This is a genomic window from Undibacterium sp. Di26W (assembly GCF_049340265.1).
GTDB lineage: Bacteria > Pseudomonadota > Gammaproteobacteria > Burkholderiales > Burkholderiaceae_D > Undibacterium.
The window spans coordinates 146664-168070 of sequence record NZ_JBMPOR010000013.1 but is presented as its reverse complement, the minus strand read 5'-3'; the positions used below and the strand labels follow the sequence as shown (position 1 = coordinate 168070).

10 protein-coding genes and 2 tRNA genes are annotated in these 21407 nt (G+C 52.6%); 6 read left to right on the top strand and 6 right to left on the bottom strand.

Annotated elements, in window-relative coordinates; genetic code table 11:
* The first annotated feature begins 62 nt into the window (after positions 1-62).
* On the top strand, positions 63-6149 hold the full coding sequence (locus ACO0LM_RS16575; protein ID WP_423038359.1) for a hypothetical protein: 6087 nt from the start codon (positions 63-65) through the stop codon (positions 6147-6149).
* Between the two features lie 573 nt (positions 6150-6722).
* On the opposite strand, the gene ACO0LM_RS16570 is transcribed toward ACO0LM_RS16575, so the two are convergent.
* From ACO0LM_RS16570 to ACO0LM_RS16560, 3 genes are all read right to left on the bottom strand, one after another.
* A tRNA-Asn gene (locus ACO0LM_RS16570) sits at positions 6723-6798 on the bottom strand.
* A 76-nt stretch (positions 6799-6874) separates the two neighbouring features.
* Positions 6875-6950, bottom strand: a tRNA-Asn gene (locus ACO0LM_RS16565).
* Positions 6951-7009: 59 nt separating this feature from the next.
* Positions 7010-8224 carry an aromatic amino acid transaminase gene (locus tag ACO0LM_RS16560; RefSeq protein WP_423038358.1) on the bottom strand — a complete coding sequence of 405 codons (1215 nt, stop codon included), beginning with the start codon at positions 8222-8224 and terminating at the stop codon, positions 7010-7012.
* Positions 8225-8322: 98 nt separating this feature from the next.
* On the opposite strand from ACO0LM_RS16560, the gene uvrB reads away from it, so the two are divergent.
* Positions 8323-10428 carry an excinuclease ABC subunit UvrB gene (gene uvrB / locus ACO0LM_RS16555; RefSeq protein WP_422990533.1) on the top strand — a complete coding sequence of 702 codons (2106 nt, stop codon included), beginning with the start codon at positions 8323-8325 and terminating at the stop codon, positions 10426-10428.
* A 9-nt stretch (positions 10429-10437) separates the two neighbouring features.
* Positions 10438-10935 (top strand): DinB family protein, encoded by a 498-nt coding sequence (locus tag ACO0LM_RS16550; RefSeq protein ID WP_422990531.1) that lies wholly within the window; start codon positions 10438-10440, stop codon positions 10933-10935.
* Between the two features lie 44 nt (positions 10936-10979).
* Here the strand turns inward: ACO0LM_RS16550 and ACO0LM_RS16545 are convergent, their stop codons facing one another.
* Positions 10980-12284 carry a GGDEF domain-containing protein gene (locus tag ACO0LM_RS16545; protein ID WP_423038357.1) on the bottom strand — a complete coding sequence of 435 codons (1305 nt, stop codon included), beginning with the start codon at positions 12282-12284 and terminating at the stop codon, positions 10980-10982.
* Between the two features lie 336 nt (positions 12285-12620).
* Between ACO0LM_RS16545 and ACO0LM_RS16540 the strand changes: the two genes are divergently transcribed.
* Both ACO0LM_RS16540 and ACO0LM_RS16535 read left to right on the top strand, forming a co-directional pair.
* Entirely contained in the window at positions 12621-13202 is a 582-nt protein-coding gene (locus tag ACO0LM_RS16540) for a DJ-1/PfpI family protein (protein ID WP_423038356.1), read from the top strand.
* 58 nt (positions 13203-13260) lie between these two features.
* On the top strand, positions 13261-13605 hold the full coding sequence (locus ACO0LM_RS16535; protein WP_423038365.1) for a ribbon-helix-helix domain-containing protein: 345 nt from the start codon (positions 13261-13263) through the stop codon (positions 13603-13605).
* 97 nt (positions 13606-13702) lie between these two features.
* On the opposite strand, the gene cphA (ACO0LM_RS16530) is transcribed toward ACO0LM_RS16535, so the two are convergent.
* Together cphA (ACO0LM_RS16530) and cphA (ACO0LM_RS16525) are read right to left on the bottom strand one after the other, a co-directional pair.
* Positions 13703-16273, bottom strand: a complete 2571-nt coding sequence (cphA, locus tag ACO0LM_RS16530) for a cyanophycin synthetase (protein WP_423038355.1) — start codon at positions 16271-16273, stop codon at positions 13703-13705.
* 240 nt (positions 16274-16513) lie between these two features.
* Entirely contained in the window at positions 16514-18691 is a 2178-nt protein-coding gene (cphA, locus tag ACO0LM_RS16525; RefSeq protein WP_423038354.1) for a cyanophycin synthetase, read from the bottom strand.
* Positions 18692-19286: 595 nt separating this feature from the next.
* On the opposite strand from cphA (ACO0LM_RS16525), the gene ACO0LM_RS16520 reads away from it, so the two are divergent.
* Positions 19287-21407: an ABC transporter ATP-binding protein gene (locus ACO0LM_RS16520; protein WP_423038364.1), complete on the top strand. Its 2121-nt coding sequence runs from the start codon at positions 19287-19289 to the stop codon at positions 21405-21407.

Below are 21407 nucleotides of genomic sequence, written 5' to 3'. Positions count from 1 at the left end.
ACGAAACACTGACAGTCAACAGCGCAGGCGCCAACAACTTCATCGGCACACTGAACCTGCCAATGGACACAGGCTCTGCTGGTAAAGTCATCATCACAGGCAACACCAACCTGAACCTGGGTTCTACAACAAACGTTGTCAGCTCCGTAGGCACGATCGAATCCGTCAACTACCAAGGCGGCATCCTGCAAGCAGCAGGTCGTCTGGCTACTGTTGATGCATCCGCCTTCACTGGCAACCTGCAGATCAACCTCGGCAACGGCATCTTCACCACGGGTAAAGCAGACACATCTGGTCAAACCCAAGACGTCTCCATCATCGGCGGCAAAGGTGCTGACACCTTCATCCTGGCTGACACCGTCGAAGCGGGCGACAGCATCACTGGCGGCGACGGCAACGACACCCTGATCGTGGTCAATGGCGGTAACGTCACAGCCACCTCCAGCGTCGTCACCAAAGTTGAAGCAGTGCAAATGTTGTTGAACGGCGTTACACAATCCCTCGACTTCAGCAAACTGCCAGATGTCACAGGCGTATTGGTTCGCAACGTCTCCAACACCAATTTGCTCGCACCACTGGATTCCGCACCAGTCACTGGTATTGATCAGTTCAACCTGAACAAACTGACAGTGGTCCAGGGCACAGCGATTACTGTTCAGCACAGTGACACAGGTTCCAACGGCATCACCCAAACAATCATCAATGCCCGTCTGGCCACAGACACAGGTACCAGTGACACCATTGGCGTGACCATCAATGATGGTAAAAACTTGGATCCACGTTTCAACTTCACCCTGTCCACAGGCGCGGCTGAAAACGTCATCATCACAGATGCTGATTCTGAATCCAACACCATCGCCCTGCAAAGCGTTGCTGCACACACAGGCACCATCACCATCGGTACAGCAACAGGAACCGGCGTTGCAACTGGCTTCATCAACTTTGATACCACCACTGCTGGCGCCAATGGCGGCCTGAACCGTCTCGACGTTTCCACAGGCGTACAAGTTCCTGGCGCACTGAGTGTCCTGACAGACGGCTCTGGCGTACAAGACCTGTCCCTGACAGCGGGTCAAGTCAAACTGGTTGCTGGCACGATCGACGCTTCTGCAGAACTGGCCAACGTGACTATTCGTGTATCGACTAGCTCCGCTGTGAATGGCGCACAAAAAATCACCATGGGTGCCGGTAACGACACCGTGATCTTCGATAACATCCAGGACACACGTGCTGGTCTGTCTATCTCCGACACCGTAGCCGGTGGCGCAGGTACAGGCGACACCCTGGTGATCGACGGTGATTTGACCGGTGCCAGCCTGGGCGACACCATCGCTCTGGGCGCGTCTGAATGGACCAACGTATCTGGTTTCGAAACCATCCGTCTGGTCGGTACTTCCAACAACGCTGGTACAGCAGGTGCTGGTAACTACCGTCTGACATTGACTGATGCCCTGATCGCTGCCAACAACAACGGCGGTGTACTGGCCATCGTGAATGACAACGACACAGCCAATGACACAGGTGCAGCAGCTGGTACAGCTGACACAGCTGGTACAGGTATTGAAAGTGCAGTTGTGATCGACGCCCGTACCCTGAGCGCGACTAGCCGCTTCAGCTACAACGGCGAAGAAGGTGCATCCCGTACAGCCGACCGCATCATCTTCACTGATGCCAACTTCAATGGCTCCCACGCTATTGACGGCGGTGCGGTGGACAACAACACGAGCAACTTTAGTCAAAAGAACGACGACGTCATCGAACTGCGTAATGCAACCAACGCATCCATCGGCGACTTCAACGGCATCAAAAACATCGGTAACATTGAACTGACCAACGACACAGCCATCACCCAAGTGTCCCAAATCCAGTTGAATGACACCATCGTTGGTGCTCTGGTTGACAGCTACCAAGCTGCTAACACTACAACCCACCTCGAACGTCTGACGATTCGTGCCATCGACAACTTCAACGTTGCGAACGCAACTGTTGGTGTATCCATCGATGCCGGTGCCTTGACAGCACAATCTTCACTGGACGTCACACTGGGCCGTGGTGCCAACTTCCTGAGTCTGGGTGCAGGTGCTGACCGCGTTGTGTTGCTGGGTAACTATGTTGCCGGTACTTACAACGTGACAGAAAACGGTGTTGCTCTCAATACAGAAGCTACAGCAACAGGCGTGGCACGTATCGTGACAGACACCATCAATCTGGGTGCAGGTAACGATACATTGGTCACTTACGGTGCGCTCAACCTGGCTGGCGCTACCTTGTCCGGTATCGAAAACATCACAGCGAACTCTGCTGTTGTGATCACTGCTTCTCAGTACGCTGCACTGGTGGCTGCGCGTGCTGCATTGAGCTTGACTGGCCCGGTGCTGACGTTCTCTGGCGCGGGCCCACATCAACTGACGATTGTGGATGATGTCGCCGGTGCGAATAACATTGATTTGTCCCTGATCTCTGTAACAGGTGGCGCACTGGTCTATGATGTGACTTCGTCTTCGAATGCGACAGGTGGCGGTGTCAACAACATCACGACGTCGAATGCGGTCACGCTTTCTGGTAGTGGCACCGCTAGTTCTGGCACGATAGGTACAAGTCCAACGAATGGCATTGGCAATGGCGGAGCCGCCAACGCTATCGCAGTGACTACAGGTGGTGTATTCAACGGTACGCCCGGCACCAACGATAACTTTACCGCCAATGTGGCCGGACTGGTGGGAACGACCGTCAATGGTAATGGTGGTGACTCCGACACCATCACCCTCTCTGGCGGTGGTACTGTCAATATCGGTGGCGGCAATACCATTACCAATATCAAGACGCTGGCGACCGATAATACGGCAACCAATATTGGTTTCACCGTGACCACATCCGGTATTTCCACCATTAATACGGGAAGTGGCGATGATACTGTCAACCTGAATAACTCTGGCAGTTCCATGTTGGCCGGCAATGTCAATCTGGGGGGCGGTAATAATACCTTGACCATGGAAGGCAAGGCATACACAGGCAGCTTTGTTGCCGGTTCGGGTAGTGATACCCTGAATTTGGTCAATGGCAGCAATATCAGCGCGGCCAATGTCAGTGGTTTTGAAATCGTCAACATCGCCAGCAATGCGTCTGTCACCATGACTGCGGCACAATTTGGCGGCTTTGTCACTATCAACGCACCGGCGACGGAGACGGTCACCTTCACGACTGCTGCTAATTTCAGCGGCAACGCTAATGTGGAAAATTATGTGCTTGCCAACGGCAGCAACACCTTTACTGCGGCAAGTGGATTGGGATTGCTGATTGGTGGTGCGGGTAACGATACCTTCAATGCCAGTTCAGCCATTGTCAATGCTGCCACCACGATTCTCGGCAATGCAGGTACCGATACCCTCAATGTTGACGCTATTACTGCGGCTTTGAACATGTCTACCAAAGTAATAGGTGTAGAAACAGTGAATGTCACTGGCGGTACCAATGCTGCATGGACAGTCACCAACGAAAACGGTGCTGGCGTGACTTTGAACTTCACCAAGTCTGCTGCTACGCCAATCAGTAATATCACTCTTGGTTCTGGTGGCCAGACTCTGAATATTTTGGGTACGGGCACAGGTTCAACGACTATCACTGGCGGTTCCGGTGTCGATACCATCAATTTGTCGACTACCGCAGCCGGGGCAGATGTGATTACAACTGGTTCGAATATCAATGCCATTGATACTGTCAATAATTTCAAGGCGGTTGGTGCAGACAGTTTCAGTACCGGGATTCAGGCGACATCTCTGGTTAACCTGACGATAGCCAATGCCGACACCAGCAATCTGGCAGCGGCGATTGCCACGGCAGCGACAGCGGCGAGTGCGGGCCTGGCTAACACAGGCCAGGCGTATACCATTGTCGTCAACAGCGGTACGGCAGCGGGTACCTATGCTTTCCAAAATTCGGGCGGCAGCACAGGTTCGGTTGATGCGAGCGACTTTCTCATCAAACTGGGAGGGACGACAGGATCTATCGTTGTCGGTGATTTTGGCATTCCCAATACCGTTTCTGTCACTGCTGGTGGCACTTTTAACGGTGTTCCGGGGGCCAATGACCTGTTCACGTCCAGCATTCCTGGCCTGAATGGCACGACCATCAACGGGAATGCGGGAGATACCGATTCCCTGACTCTGACCACGGCGGGTACTGTCAACCTCAATAACGGCAACACAGGTGGCATCATCGGCAATGTCAAGATACTGAACCTGGCCAACGGCACCAATACCATCACCTACAACAATTCGGCGGGCTTCACCACCATCAATGGTGGTACGGGCGACGATACCTTTATCCCCAATACGGCTTTGTTGCCCATCGTCGTTAATGCTGGCCTAGGTACTGACACCATCGTGCTGACAGCCGCCTATGCTGCTACCGCATCCGGTTCGGGAACTTTTGCGGCGAATGTCACTGGTTTCGAAAAATTGCGGCTTACCAGCGTCACCAATCAGACCGTAGACTTGCAGACCCTGGGTAACTATAGCGACGTCACTTTCTCTGGCGCGAATGGACTGACATTGAGCAACTTGCCCAGCAATGGCAACATCACGCTGAATGGCTCGGGCACGGCCTTTACCATTTCCAATGCGGCGTTTGCAGGTGGTGTCAATGATATCGTCAACCTGACACTGACAGATGCCAGCACTTCCGCTATTGCCTTTGCCACCACCGGTATTACGGCATCCGGCGTCGAGACTTTCAATATCACCACCGTTGATGGTCAGGCCACGCCTACAGGTTTCTTCCATGACACGTTGACCATCCTCGGTAACTCGGTCAAGAACATCTATGTCAGCGGCAATGCAGGCCTGACCATGCCAGCAAGCAGTACCTCGCTGATTAATGTTGATGCCAGCGGTATTACGCTGGGTGGCTTTACCTGGACAGCCAATGCCCTGACAGGCACGGCGACTGTCAAAGGTAGTGCCACCGGTACCAATACCGTCAATATGAACTCTGCCACGGCGGGTGTTAACTACACTGGTGGTAGTGGTAATGACAACGTGACGATCAACGCCACTGTTTCCAGCACAGCGTCTTTAGGTAACGGCAATAACAGCCTGGCCCTGAATGGCGTCACCATCCTTGGTACTTATACCGCTGGTAATACTGGTACAGATAGCCTGGCGTTCTTCTCCGCCATCCCTGACCTCAGCAATGCCACCATCACCGGCTTTGAAAACCTGACGGTGACCAATAATGCCAATATCACGGCAACGATCGCCCAGATGTCGCAATTTACCGGCACCGTCAATGCATCAGGAGTTGAAACCCTGAACCTGACAACGTCTGGTACTTTCAATGCCATCAGCACGATAGAAAAGTACAACCTCGCCAACGGTACCAATAACTTCACCTCGGCCAACGTGGCCGTTAGTGTCATTGGTGGCACGGGTACGGATGTATTCAACTTTACTGCCAACCAGATCGTCAACTTCCTGACTACGGTGGATGGCGGTAATGGCGCGGACACACTCAACATCGGCGCTACCACAACCCAGAACATTGATCTGAGCACCAAGGTCGCCAATATAGAAATCGTCAACGTGGCAGGCAGTACAGGTACAGCCAGCTTTACCAATGTGGATGGTGCCGGCGTCACGCTGAGCTATACCAAGAGCACGGGCGACAACACTATTACCCTGGGTAGCGGTGGCCAGACTCTGAACCTGCTGGGTTCCAGTTCTGCTTCAACCACCATCACAGGTGGTGCAGCGGTGGATACCATCAACCTGCAGTTCTCAGGTTCTGGTTCTGAAACGCTGATAGAAACTGGTGCCAATATGTCTAACAAGAATCAGGTAGACATCGTAGGCAACTTCAACTCGACAGGTACGGATTACTTCAAGACCGGTGTCAACGCGGCGACTCTGGGTGTCGATGTCATTACTACTGCCACCACGGCCAACTATCTGACGGTAATAGCCGGTGACCTGGCTGCCCTTCTCAATAGCAGTGGCCAGGCTTACCTGATAACGATACAGGGCGGTTCGGCAGCAGGTACTTATCTGTTTCAGAACACCGGTTCAGATACCAGCCAGTTTGACAGTACCGACTTCTTTGTGCAATTGACGGGCACGGTTGGTACTATTTCGATTGGTAATCTGATTGCGTAAAAGGAGGGTGGCCTTACCATTCGGTTAAACGTATTTTTAATGATACGAACAGAATAGAATTTAAAAAGAGCAGGTTTAGAAAGAACTTTCACAGCCCGGTCGCATTGTTGATCGGGCTGTTCTTCTTTCTGGAGAAAAATGAGCTTGCCGCGCATTCGGTTCCTGGAAGTGGGGGGGCAGATAAATTGACAGGGTCACTTTGACAGCTCACTTCAGTAAGCAAACGAATGGGCATGCAATCATGCAGGAAAAAACATCTGATCAAGAAATGATGTATGGCTAAGATCGTAAACAGCTTCCAAGTTAAAGAAGGGTTTTTCTTTTTGATGCTTATCTTGAAGGCGTTACCTGGAAGGGAAGGGATGGGAGGCTTGTACAATTTTTGGGGCCCGGAGATGTACCTTAACCGGTAATTTTGTAGTAGCCGCTATCTGAATTGCCTACCTGATTTTACGCCGCGTACATAAAAACAAAGCTTTGAATTCTGACAGACTGGCTGTGCCATGGGTCATGGCGGAAAAAGGGCGGAAAAAAAAGAGTTACTGGCCTGGGCAAGTAACTCTTTCCTAAATTTGGCTCCCCGACCTGGACTCGAACCAGGGACCTGCGGATTAACAGTCCGTCGCTCTACCAACTGAGCTATCAGGGAATAGAAGATTTGATCATCTTCGTTAAACTTTTTTGTAGTGATTTTTTATTAAGTTCACTACTTACTTCAAATTCTGTGGCTCCCCGACCTGGACTCGAACCAGGGACCTGCGGATTAACAGTCCGTCGCTCTACCAACTGAGCTATCAGGGAACAGAGACAAAGATTATATGCGCCGGACCCGTGTTTGTCAACACTCTGGCCAAATCGAATTACAAAACCTGGGTAATCGCCGCTATGACATTGTCGATATTTTTGCTGTTGAGGGCGGCTACGCAGATGCGTCCGGTATCAACGGCATAGATGGAATTCTTGTCACGCAACTGGCCAACCTGTTCTTTTGTCAAACCAGAATACGAAAACATGCCACGTTGCTGGATGACGAAGTCAAAGTTGTGGCCGGGGGCCTTGTCCTTGAGCTTGCTGACGAAAGCAGTACGCATTTCGCGTATGCGTACACGCATGCCTGCCAGTTCTTCTTCCCACAACTGGCGCAGTTCTGGCGTTGCCAGCACGGTTGCCACGACCTGGCCACCATGGGTAGGCGGGTTGGAGTAGTTGGTACGGATCACACGTTTCAATTGTGACATGATGCGGGCAGCTTCTTCTGCACTGGATGCCGCAATGCTCAGGGCACCGACACGTTCGCCATACAGCGAGAAAGACTTGGAGAAGGAGTTGGACACAAACAGGGCACCGCCAGCTTCAGCAAAGCGGCGCACAACCTTGCCATCGGCTTCTATACCGTCACCAAAGCCCTGGTAAGCCATGTCGAGGAAAGGAACCAGATTGCGTGTGCTGACGACTTCAATCACTTGTGTCCATTGATCATCGGTCAGGTCGGCACCGGTAGGGTTATGGCAGCAGGCGTGCAACAGGACGATGGAGCCTTCAGGCATGGATTTCAATGCGGAAAGCATGCCGGCGAAGTTGACGCCACGGGTGCTTGCATCGTAATACGGGTAGGCATTGACCTTGAAACCGGCTGATTCAAACAGGGCACGGTGGTTTTCCCAGCTTGGATCGCTGATCCAGACTTCAGAATTCGGGCTGAAACGCTGCAAGAAGTCAGCGCCCAGCTTCAGGGCGCCTGTGCCACCGATAGCTTGTGCGGTAATCGCGCGTTTTTCCTTGACGACGGCGCTGTCTGCGCCGAACACCAGTTCCTGCACTGCTTTATCATAGGCAGCCAGGCCTTCGATAGGCAGATAAGTGCGTGGGGCGAATTTTTCCATCAAAATAGCTTCGGCTTTTTTGACGCATTCCAGTAATGGCACCTTGCCATTATCATCATAGTATACGCCTACGCCCAGGTTGACCTTGGCGGCGTTCTGGTCAGCATTGAAGGCTTCGGTGATGCCCAGGATAGGGTCGCGGGGGGCCATTTCTATGGCAGAAAACAGGGAGGAAGAAGCAGGAGCAGTCATCGTGATAATATTGAAAGAGTTGTCGTTGCCGACAGTAAAGGTTGGAATGAGGCAGATCGCATAATACAGCCACCTATTTTAGCAAAGGTAATCGCATCATGGCGGTAGCACCAGTCAATTCAGTGGCTTTGTCAGAACAGCTGGACGAAGCAAAATTTATCAGTTTCCCTGATTCCCCTTATCAGTTGTATCAATTGTTCCAGCCGGCGGGTGATCAGCCAGCGGCAATTGCGCAATTGGTTGAGGGAATCAGTGACGGTTTGTTTTTTCAGACACTGCTGGGGGTGACGGGGTCGGGTAAGACCTATACGATGGCGAATGTCATCGCCAGAACCGGCAGGCCGGCGATTATTTTTGCACCTAATAAAACCCTGGCGGCACAGTTGTACAGTGAGTTCAGGGAATTCTTTCCACGCAATGCGGTAGAGTATTTTGTCAGTTATTACGATTACTATCAACCAGAAGCGTATGTTCCGCAGCGTGATTTGTTTATTGAGAAAGATTCTGCCATCAATGAACATATAGAACAGATGCGTCTGTCCTGTACCAAATCACTGATGGAAAGGCGGGATGTCATCATTGTGGCAACTGTGTCAGCCATCTATGGTATCGGTAACCCCAGCGAATACCACAAGATGATTTTGACGCTGCGCGCCAAGGACAAGGTCAGCCAGCGCGATGTGATTGCCCGTTTGATACAAATGCAGTACAAACGCAATGAAGTTGATTTTGGGCGCGGCACCTTCCGCGTGCGTGGTGACACGATCGACATATTCCCGGCAGAACATGCCGAGATGGCTGTGCGCGTGGAAATGTTTGATGATGAAATAGAAAACCTGCAATTGTTTGATCCGCTGACCGGGCGTATCAAGCAAAAGATACCGCGTTTTACGGTTTACCCCAGCTCGCACTATGTGACGCCACGAGAAACGGTCTTGCGTGCCATTGACACCATCAAGGAAGAGTTGCGTGAGCGCCTGGATTTTTTCCGTCGTGAAAACAAGCTCATCGAAGAGCAGCGCATAGAGCAGCGCACCCGTTTTGACCTGGAAATGATGGCAGAGATCGGGTTCACCAAGGGCATTGAAAATTACTCGCGCCACCTGAGTGGTGCCAAGGCTGGTGAACCACCGCCAACCCTGGTGGATTATTTGCCGGCAGATGCCCTGATGTTCCTGGATGAATCACATGTACTGACGGGGCAGTTGAATGGCATGTACAACGGCGACAGGGCGCGCAAGACCAACCTGGTGGATTATGGTTTCCGCCTGCCGTCGGCGCTGGACAATCGCCCATTGAAGTTTGCCGAATTCGAGAGTAAATTGCGCCAGACCGTATTTGTCTCGGCCACCCCGGGTGATTATGAAGACAAGCATTCTGACCAGACGGTAGAGCAGGTGGTCAGGCCTACTGGCCTGGTGGACCCGGAAATCGAAGTACGTCCGGCCCTGACACAGGTCGATGATCTGATGAATCAGATTATCGAACGTGTAAAAAAAGAGGAGCGGGTACTGGTTACGACCCTGACCAAGCGCATGTCGGAACAGTTGACCGAATTCCTAGGGGAAAACGGCATCAAGGTGCGTTACCTGCATAGCGATATTGATACCGTCGAACGGGTAGAGATTATCCGTGATCTGCGTCTGGGTACCTTTGACGTGCTGGTCGGCATCAACTTGCTGCGTGAGGGGTTGGATATTCCTGAAGTGTCATTGGTGGCGATACTGGATGCGGACAAGGAAGGTTTCCTGCGCTCTGAACGCAGCCTGATCCAGACCATAGGCCGGGCAGCGCGTAATTTGCATGGCAAGGCTATTCTGTATGCCGACAAGATGACGGATTCCATGCGGCGTGCCATAGGCGAAACTGAACGCCGTCGCAACAAGCAGTTAGCCTTTAACCTGGCCAATAATATTACCCCGGTTGGCATACGCAAACAGATCAAGGACATCATCGACGGCGTCTATAACCCGCAAGAAGCGCGGGAAGAGCTGGCGGTGGCACAAGAGCAGGCGCGTTATGAAGTCATGAGCGAGAAACAGATCAGCCGTGAAATAAAGCGCCTGGAAAAACTCATGCTGGATCATGCGAAGAACCTGGAATTTGAAAAAGCAGCACAGGTAAGGGATCAGTTAGCGCATGTCAAACAGCAATTGTTTGGGGCCGGTGGGCATGATTCTCTGGAACCGATTATCGTAAAATAAATGATGACTATGAATGCCGTTACCTTGAATGCACTTGCAAGCTTCCCGCAGCAGTTGGAGGCACATTATTCACTTATTCCGGAAGGTTTTCAGCATTGGGCTCCTGCATCCTGGGATGGCGTGCCCAGCGAGCCGTTTACTGCCATTGAACAAGTCTGTCACATCAGGGATATCGAGATAGAAGGGTATCACCTGCGTTTTGAACGCACGCTCAATGAGCATCATCCCTTGCTGGCATCGATTGATAGTGAACCCCTGGCCAAAGAACGTGATTACGCCAGTCAGGACGTGGCTGAGGTATTTGCTGCATTTCGATCAGCCAGGCTAAAAACTATGGCTATCATCCATGATTTGCATGATGAACAGCTGCATCGTACTGCCGAATTTGAAGGCTACGGGCCGTTGACTTTGCGTAGCCTGATTCATTATCTATGCAGCCATGATCAACAGCACCTGGCTGGATTGCAGTGGCTGCTTGGCAAGATAGAGGCGTCGCGGGGCAGATAGCAGGTAAATCATTTACCGAAATTATTTACCCGAAATTATTTACTCTAAATACGGACCTGATTCCGCCCACCTTCCTTGGCCAGATATAACATCGCATCTGCCTTTAAAAACATTTCATTCTCGGTCTTGCAGGCGGGGAAGTCGGCGACACCGCCGCTGAAGCTGAAATTCTTATATTCACGGGGTTTGACTTCAAACGTGATTTTGCCAAAAGTCTCGCGCATGGCGTCCAGCTTTTGTTTGCCCTGTTCCAGCGTACTGTCCCAGAACACGACGACAAATTCTTCACCGCCAAAGCGGCTTAACAGGTCGCGTTCGCCCAGTTGCGCAGACAAGACCAGAGACAGGCGTTTGATGACGATATCACCGAAATAATGGCCCCAGGTGTCATTGATGGTTTTGAATTTGTCGATATCGATGATGCCATACGCCAGTGGTTTGTCTTCCTTGGTAGCGCGGCGTATCCATTCCTGGGCTTTCTTTTGCAGGCCTACTTTGTTCAGCAGACCGGTAGCACGGTCGCGGCTGATCAGGTCTTTGCTGGCGCGGATTTTATTAATGCGGTTGACTAACTGACGGGTCAGGACATCGGCATCATTTGGCGTCAGTATTTCATCAAAACCGCTATCCAGTGCGTGGCGGGCGAGGGCTGGGTTCTGGCTGCTTTGCAGCAGTATGATTTCACGGCCAGGATCAAATTCTATGTTTTTCTTCAGCACGCGAACCAATGCCTCGGTCTGCAGGTACTGCGCTTCTTCTATCAGTACCACATCCGGTTGTACTTCCTTGACGCGCACATGCAGCGAGCGGGCATCCTGATAATGCAACAATTCTATCTGGTTGGCCGCCAGCAAGTCGATATCGAGCATAGGCTTGTCGCCAAGATAGACAACGGTATTCGATTCACCCCGGTTATTCTGGGCAAAAATATTGAACAGTTTGTCGACCAGCACTTCATTGGCAATCGGTTTTTCTGCATAGGCCAGGCAATTGCTGTTGACCAGTTTTTGTTGCAGCAGGAAACGTTCACCCTGACGTACCGTTTGCAGAAAGATGTAATTTTTATCGGCAGGCAGGCGTTGCAGCAAATCACCGAGGAACATGGTTTGACGACGATTGTGCTGCATGTCGTCCTGCATGTTGTAAAGCACATCCAGGTCAATCACAAACAGATTGTTACCTTCGGAACTTTGCACCGCCATGACGAAGTCGCTCATCTGGACAAAAAACAGGATGTCGAAATCGTATTTGTGCGCACACAGTAATAATTCGTTTTTGTTGTCCTTTATGAAAAAGGTCTGTGTGAACAGCATTACCTGATTCTTATACAATAATTCCACTTCCGCCATTTTGTCTCCATACGAGTGGTGCTGTGCTTTTGCTGTTCATGCAAGATCAATTTTATACGAGTTCTTGTCATCTTCTGAACAAAGGCTGAGCAATTATGTCGGATAAGGCAATTATGTAACGTAATGAAGGCATTCAAAGCTTAATTTGCGGTTTAATATGTATTAAATGACAACTGCGTCGCCCGTACACTGCCTCGGCTTATCGTACCAGGAGGAAGTGGTGATTTTTCTGGGGGCGAACGGAGGTCTTTTTGCATGTGTAGTAACCCGTCATTACCACCTTGCACTGAATTTGCTCAACAATCAGTTTCCATTTATACATAATCAGGAGACATCATGGCTGCCAAGAAAATTCTTATGCTGGTGGGTGATTTTGTGGAAGATTACGAGGCCATGGTGCCTTTCCAGAGCCTGCTGGCCGTTGGGCATCAGGTTCATGCAGTTTGTCCGGACAAGAAGGCGGGTGATTTTGTCGCCACCGCTATCCATGATTTTGAAGGGCAGCAAACTTATACCGAAAAACCCGGCCATCGCTTCACCATCACCCATGACTTTGCCAGTGTGAAGGCGGAGGAATACGATGCGCTGCTGATACCAGGTGGCCGCGCGCCTGAATATTTGCGTTTGAATCCGCAAGTGATTGCCATCGTCCAACATTTTGCACAGGCGAATAAACCCATCGCTGCGGTATGCCATGGAGCCCAGATTTTGGCTGCGGCCAAAGTGCTGGAGGGTGTCAAGTGTTCAGCTTACCCGGCCTGCCAGCCCGAAGTCGAAGCAGCTGGCGGCCATTACGCCACTATTGCCGTGACGGAAGCGGTGACTTATAAAAACTTCGTGACTGCCCCAGCGTGGCCTGCTCACCCTGCCTGGATAGGGCAGTTCCTGCAATTGCTGGGTACGGAAATCAAATTGTAAATCTGGCATTGACGTATAATCATTGAGTAGACTTAGCTGATGACATGCGGGAGGGATGATGTGTGAGATCTTTGTAAAAGCCGATCCGGCCCTGTACGAATCCAAGGCGCGTTCCATACGCCTGCATGGTGTCGTTACTTCGATACGTCTTGAAAAACTGTTCTGGCAAGTCTTGCAGGAAATCGCCGAGCGCGATGGCATGAATATCAATCAGCTCATTACCAAGCTATATGATGAATTGATGGCGTATCGCGGCCAGATCGATAATTTTTCATCTTTCCTGCGGGTTTGCTGCCTGCGCTATACGTCGCTGATGCTGGATGGCGAAATCGTCAACGACAAGCACTTGCCACTGGCCGGTTTGCGCAATACAAAAAACGGCAGCAGCGGCTTCCTGATCTGAGGTTGTAAGTTTAAAAAATAAGCTTAAAAAATAAGCTTAAAAAAATGCCGGACTGGCTTGACCAGGTCCGGCATTTTTATTGGTACATGTTTGAAACTCAGCCAGCAGCAACACGCTGGGCAATATGCTCCAGCGCTTCTTCTACCTGATCGATAAGGATCAGGCACAGGTCGCCTGCTTCCAGTCTGTCCATCGCCAGGTCTATCGCGATGAATTCGCCGGTGATTTCATCAACGCGTGAGGTCTTGCTGGCATTCGCCAGACCGGCGCGCAAGAGGGCGATGACTTCGCCGTCGGCACGGCCACGCTGACATTGATCCTGGTACAGGACCACGTCATCAAACGCTTCACCGAGGATTTCGGTTTGCTGGCGGATGTCCTGGTCCCGACGGTCACCGGCACCGCTGATGACGACAGAACGGCGTTTGGCTGGCATGGTTTCTACCGCACGCACCAATGCCAGAATAGCGTCCGGATTATGGCCATAATCGGCAATCAGGGTCGCGCCACGGAAATTGAATACATTGAAACGACCGGGCGCATTGTCGGCTTCATTCGCAAATGTTTTCAGGCCGGCGCGTATGCTGTCCCAACTGATATTCACGGCCCAGGCGGCGGCCACCGATGCCATCACGTTTTCTACCTGGAAGCCTATGCTGCCATTGCGGGTGATGGGAATATCGGACAGCGGAATGCTGTGACGGGTTTTGCCTTCAGCGGCGACCAGATGGCCATTTTCAACATAGACGGCACGTCTGCCCTGGGCACGGTGGGCGGACATGACGGGGTGCTGGTGATCGGCTGCAAAGAAGATGACAGGAGAAGGGCAGTTGGATGCCATGTTGGCCACGATGGGGTCAGCCGCATTCAGCACGGCATAGCCATTGTCAGCCACGTTTTGCACGATCACGCGTTTCAGTACAGCCAGGTCTTCAACTGTGGTGATGTAGTTCAGGCCCAGATGATCGCCAGAGCCGATGTTGGTGACCACCGCCACCTGGCAACGGTCATACGCCAGGCCTTCGCGCAAGACACCACCACGGGCAGTTTCAAAGACGGCCGCATCGACATCCGGATGTGACAAGACATTGCGGGCACTACGCGGGCCGCTGCAATCGCCGCTGTCTATCTGGCGGCCAGCTACGTACACGCCATCCGTATTGGTCATGCCTGTGCGCAAGCCGCTGGCGGTCAGCAGGTGGGCGATCAGGCGTACGGTAGTGGTTTTGCCATTGGTGCCGGTGACGGCAATAATCGGTATGCGTCCATCCTCATGGTCATCAAACATCGATGCGATAATGGCTTCACCGACCGGGCGGCCCTTGCCAAAGGACGGTGACAAGTGCATGCGCAAGCCCGGTGCAGCATTGACTTCGACGATGCCACCGTTTTGCAATTCTATGGGTTTCAATACGCTGTCGCAGACCAGGTCCACACCGCAAATATCCAGGCCGACCATGTGTGCCGCAGCGACAGCACGTGCGGCGACTTCCGGATGCACATCATCGGTGACATCGGTAGCGGCCCCGCCCGTCGACAGGTTGGCATTGTTGCGCAAGACAACGCGCTGGCCTTTGGGTGGGATGGAATCGGCTTCAAATCCTTGTTTCGCCAGGCTGGCGAGGGCAATATCATCGAAGCGTATTTTGGTCAGGGAAGTGGAATGACCGCTGCCACGGCGCGGGTCTTTATTGACCTGTTCCACCAGTTCCCGGACGGTTTTCTTGCCATCGCCAACCACTTGTGGCGGGTCGCGGCGGGCGGCGGCAACCAGCTTGTTGCCCACCACCAGCAGGCGGAAATCATTACCGGGCAAGAAGCGTTCAACCAGGATGTCATCACGGAATTCACTGGCGGCATGAAAACCGGCATCCAGTTGTTCACGGGTGGTCACGTTGACGGTCACGCCTTTACCCTGATTGCCGTCCTTGGGTTTGACGACCACCGGCAGGCCAATTTCCTGCGCGGCTTTCCAGGCATCGTCAGGGTCGGATACCGAACGTCCCAGCGGCACAGGCACGCCAGCTGCATGCAGCAATTTTTTGGTCAGTTCCTTGTCTTGCGCAATGGCTTCGGCAATGGCGCTGGTGCCATCCATTTCGGCGGCCTGTATCTTGCGCTGGCGGCTGCCCCAGCCAAAGGCGACCAGGCTGCCATCGGTCAGGCGGCGGTACGGGATATTGCGGGCCACGGCGGCATTCACGATGGAGCCGGTTGACGGACCCAGGCGCACATCTTCATCCAGTTCACGCAATTGATCCAGCGCGGCGGTCAGGTCAAAGGCTTCGTGTTTCAGCGCTGCCTGTATGAGTTTTTCTGCCAGTTCCACAGCCAGGCGGCCCACTGCTTCTTCGCTGTATTCGACCACTACCTGAAAGACGCCGGCTTCCAGGGTTTGCGTGGTGCGGCTGAATGTGACCGGGCAACCGGCTTCTGCCTGCAGACCAAGGGCGGTCAGTTCAAATACATGGGCCATGGGGATGGCGTCATCATGACCAGTGGGCTGCAAGATGCTCAATTCAGGGAACAAGGCACGCAAACGGTCTTCAAATCCGTTCAGGCCAGCAATTGACAGCTCTTCCTTGGTGCAGGTAACAATCGCTTCTATGGCCGTATGGTGGCTCCAGAGATTGGGACCGCGCAGGGCACGGATGCGTGATACTTCCATAAAACTTAGTCCTGTTGAAAAAGGCGTCAAACAACGGTGCGCTGCGTTTCAGCATACTGGCTTTTTACAAGCCAGGGATCACATCGTCAGAGAAATAGTAAATAAGCAGCAAATAAGTAGCAAATAAGCAGAAAATTCTAAGAAAATACGTCAATAATTATTTGTGCCAGTGTTTTTGTGACCACCTGGCACGGTATGTCTGAATGCATCACTGCGCGTCACTCCGCTTTACTCATTGACTCAATATGCAGGTTTCTGGCTGGAGTCAAAAGTCCGCAGTCCGGCACCTATCAATTCTGGTGTGATATGCAGGGCCCAGGCTGCGGCGACTGCTGCCAGTACACTTTCCAGTTGCGCGACCTTGGCGGGTTTCAGTGAGCTCAATGGCAGCAGGGCAGATTCGTTTTTTCCATCCGCCAGGACGATATGTTGATCACGCAAAAACACCACGCGCTCACCCAGGGCACGATGCTTGACGATGGCTTCCAGTTCCGGGTCCAGGCCGTAATAAATCACCTTGCCGTCACATAGTTCTGCCAGGTCCACCACAGCAGGGTCAGTCGCATTCAATACCGCTACACCATCCGGCAGGATGACATCAACCTGGGTGCGGATGATCTTGCGCATCTGGTCCGGGCTGTCGATGTAGTGGTCGGCCAGGTCGGCATAACCTTCGAGATCGGTGACGACACCGACGGCGCATTTGTCATACGCCAGACCGTCAGTGAGTATGGTTTTGGCATTGGTTTCAAACACCGCAGCCTGTACCGAGCGGTTGATCAGCAAACGCTGGCCGGCTTCCCAGTTGGCGCAATTGCCGTCGGTGACCAGACGCTTGTTCAGGTACAGGCCCTGGGCGCAGGCGACTCCGGTTTCCTTGCCGCTGATATGGATCAGTGCACCGATCAGGCGGGCTATCAGGCTGCAGCCTTTGGTACCGGCAACGCCGACGATGCTGATGCGACCGGTTTCATCCGGTGCAAACAAATGATTGATGATGGCCTTGCCAACCGGACGGCCTTCGCCATTTGCCGGTTTGATGTGGGCCAGCAGGCCGGGGCTGGCGTTGACTTCGATAATCGCTGCACCCTGCTCCAGCATGGGGCGGGAAATATCTTCTGCAACCAGATCAACACCGGCAATATCCAGGCCGATGATACGCGCCGCCAGCGTCGCGGCGTAAGCAATCTCGGGATGTATCTGGTCGGTGACATCCAGTGCGACGTTACCGTTAGGCTGTATCAGGACTTTTTGTCCGGCCAGCGGGATGGAATTGGCATCCATGCCCTGGCGTTTTAATTCCAGTATGATTTCTGCGCCGGCGGCAGGGTCCAGTGCATTCAGCGGGCAATCTTCAGTGGTGCCACGGCGTGGGTCGATGTTGATCTGGCTATCAACCAGTTCGGTGATATTCGATGTGCCATCGCCAGTCACCCACAGCGATTCACCTTTGCCAACCGCGACCACCTGGTTACCGACTACCAGCACGCGATGCTCGTCACCAGTGACAAAACGTTCGACGATGACGCTTTTGCTTTCACCCTTGCGGGCTGCCAGTTCATAGGCAGCAATCACGTCTTCCTTGCTCATCAGGTTTAATGAAACACCACGGCCATGGTTACCGTCATACGGTTTGACGACGACCGGCAGGCCGATATCCTGTGCTTCTTCCCAGGCTTCTTCGGCACTGCGCACCAGTGAACCTTCAGGCACCGGCACACCGCAGGATTGCAGCAGGGTCTTGGTCAGGTCTTTGTCGCTGGCGATGCTTTCAGCAATCGCACCGGTACGATCGGTTTCAGCCGTCCAGATGCGACGTTGTGCAGCACCGTGGCCCAGTTGCACCAGGTTGCCATCGGTCAGGCGTATGGAAGGAATGCGGCGCTCGGTCGCGGCATCAACGATGCTGGCGGTGCTCGGTCCCAGGCAGCGGTCATCAACCAGTTCACGCAACTCGGTCACTTTTGCTTGCACGTCAAAGGGCTGATCTTCTATCGCCGCCATCAGCAAATCACGTCCGATTTGCAGGGCAGCGCGGCCAACCTGCTCTTCACGGGTGCGGAATGCCATTTTGTAGACACCGGCCACATTGGTAGAGCGGGTCTGGCCAAAACCGGTACGCATGCCCGCCAGGTTTTGCAATTCCAGCGCGACGTGTTCAAGGATATGGCCTGACCAGGTGCCTTCGCGCAGACGTTCAAGAAATCCGCCGCGCTCACCGACACCACAGCGATGTTCTATGATGCCTGGCAACCAGGCAGTCAGGCGTTCGTACAGGCCGGGAATCTTATTCGATGGAAATTCTTCTAGCGCACCAATATCCAGCACTGCTTCTATCACAGGGCGGTAAGTCCAGATATTTGGGCCACGCAAGTGTGTTGCGCTAAGAATGCGGATGTCTTTCTTGTTTGTTGTCATGTATGTAAACTTTTATAAGCCTGGTTATACAGACCAGATCTTGTCATTTTTTGCAGGACTTGCATAAAATCGCGCCTATGCGTTGCTGCACTTGTTACAGCTTGCCGTAACATTTTTCCTGAGTCCAATTGTAGAGCTTTTCTTCGTTTCCCTGAATGAACTACTTTTCCGCAAGAAATTCTTGCTAAAGTAGTAATGGCGCTTGGTATATCGTATTGAAAGCGAATTGGAAAGGCACGCTTGCTGATATACTTGCGCGCCAGCGCAAAAGCAGTTCATCCTCTTGATCAGATTTACCTGATTATTTTTCTTTCGATAGAATACCGTAAATTGCTGCTTCCGTGACATGGCTTATGCCTGAAACGGAAACCAAGTTATCCCTTTTGCTAAAAAATATGTCCTGATTTTGTTCAGGACCAGCTCTTGAGCCGGAGTTCGTTTCACGATGACCACAACACAATTCAATCCCGAGCAGCCCGTTCTGTCGCTACCTGCGAGCTGGCAAGCCGAATTGAGCAAACAGATCGCACAAGGCGAAAACGTCTTGACCACCCTTGAGGTTGACCTCGACAGCAAACTTCGCTTTCGCAAAGGCATGCTGGTCCTCACTGACCGCCGTTTACTGACAAAAGCACCTGACGTCACTGACTGGCAGGAATGGGAATTTCGCCAGGGCTTGCAATTAAGTCATCACGATCATGCCGGCGTCGGTCATCTGGAATTGACAGATGAGCAGGGCTTGCTGGCCAGCTGGCGTTTTACCCTGGGCCAGAACCTGCATGCAATACGCCTGCTGGATCAGTTTAAGGAACAGTTGCAAAGTCATGTGACCGGCAAGTCGGTGGTACGTGCCGAGCAAAATATCTGCCCTAGTTGCAAGGCTGTGCTGGAGCCAGACCAGGATGAATGCCCGGTCTGCACCAAGGTCATCTATACGCCGCCATCCACCTGGACCTTGTTGCGCCTGTGGCGCTTTGCCCATCCTTACCGCCTGCAACTGTCCATTGGTTTTACCCTGATGTTGCTGGGTACGGCAGCGCATATGATCCCGCGCTACCTGACCAAGCCATTGACGGATGAGGTATTGATCCCTTACCAGAACGGTCAATATGTCGATCCTAAACTGGTGATGATTTACATCGGCGGTCTGCTCGGTTCAGCCGTGGTTGCCTGGCTGTTAAGCTGGGGCAAGACCTATATCCTGGCCCTGGTGTCCGAGCGCATAGGGGCGGATTTGCGTACTGCCACGTATGAACATTTGTTGAAACTGTCGCTCGAATATTTTGGTGGCAAACGTACCGGTGACCTGATGTCGCGCATAGGCAGTGAAAGTGACCGCATCTGCGTTTACCTGTCCCTGCATCTGCTGGATTTTGCGACCGATGTATTGATGTTTTTCATGACGGCGGTGGCGCTGTTGCAAATCAATACCAAGCTGGCCCTGGTGACCTTGCTGCCTTTGCCCTTTATCGCATGGATGATCCATCTGGTGCGTGACAAACTGCGTACCGGCTTTGAAAAAATAGACCGGGTCTGGGGTGAAGTCACGAACGTGCTGGCCGATACCATACCCGGCATACGCGTGGTCAAGGCCTTTGCCCAGGAAACGCGCGAAGCAGGTCGTTTCCGTGAAGCGAACAAACATAATCTGGCCGTCAATGACAAACTCAACAAGGTGTGGTCATTGTTTTCACCGACAGTATCCTTCCTGACTGATCTGGGCATCCTGGTAGTCTGGGGCTTTGGTATCTGGCAGGTATCGCGTAATGAAATTACCGTCGGTGCGCTGGTGGCCGCTGTTGCCTTTATCAGCAATTTCTATGGCCGTATTGATTCCATGAGCCGCATCGTTTCTGTGACGCAGAAGTCGGCGTCGGCAGCCAAGCGTATTTTCGACATCCTTGACCATGTATCAAGCGTGCCTGATCCGCAAAATCCGGTGAAGGTAAAAGAAGTCAAAGGCCAGATAGAATTGCGCGAAGTCGGTTTTCGCTATGGTAACCGGGCGGTGAATCGCGGCATCAATCTGAACATCAAGCCGGGTGAAATGATCGGCCTGGTGGGACATAGCGGTTCTGGCAAAAGTACGCTGGTCAACCTGATCTGCCGTTTCTACGATGTATCCGAAGGGGCGATTTTATTGGATGGTGTGGATATACGTTCGTTTGCCGTATCAGATTACCGCAGCAATATTGGTCTGGTATTGCAAGAACCTTTCCTGTTCTTCGGCACCATTGCCGAAAATATCGCTTATGGCAAACCGGCTGCAAGCCGTGATGAAATCATTGCCGCAGCGCGTGCTGCGCATGCCCATGAATTCATACTGCGTTTGCCGCAGGGCTATGATTCCATGGTCGGTGAACGTGGCCAGGGCTTGTCGGGTGGTGAGCGCCAGCGTATTTCTATTGCCCGTGCCTTGCTGATCGATCCGCGTATTTTGATCATGGATGAAGCCACCTCTTCCGTCGATTCACAAACAGAAAAAGAAATCCAGAAAGCGCTGGATAATCTGGTACAAGGCCGTACCACTATCGCCATTGCCCACCGCTTATCGACGCTGCACAAGGCCGACCGCCTGGTGGTGCTGGACCGTGGCCAGGTTGTGGAAGTAGGCGGCCATGATGAATTGATGGCGAAAGAAGGAGCCTACTACAGACTGTATCAGGCACAGGCGCGGAATGCGGCAGAAAACGTGGCAGAGCTGGCGGAGGATTGA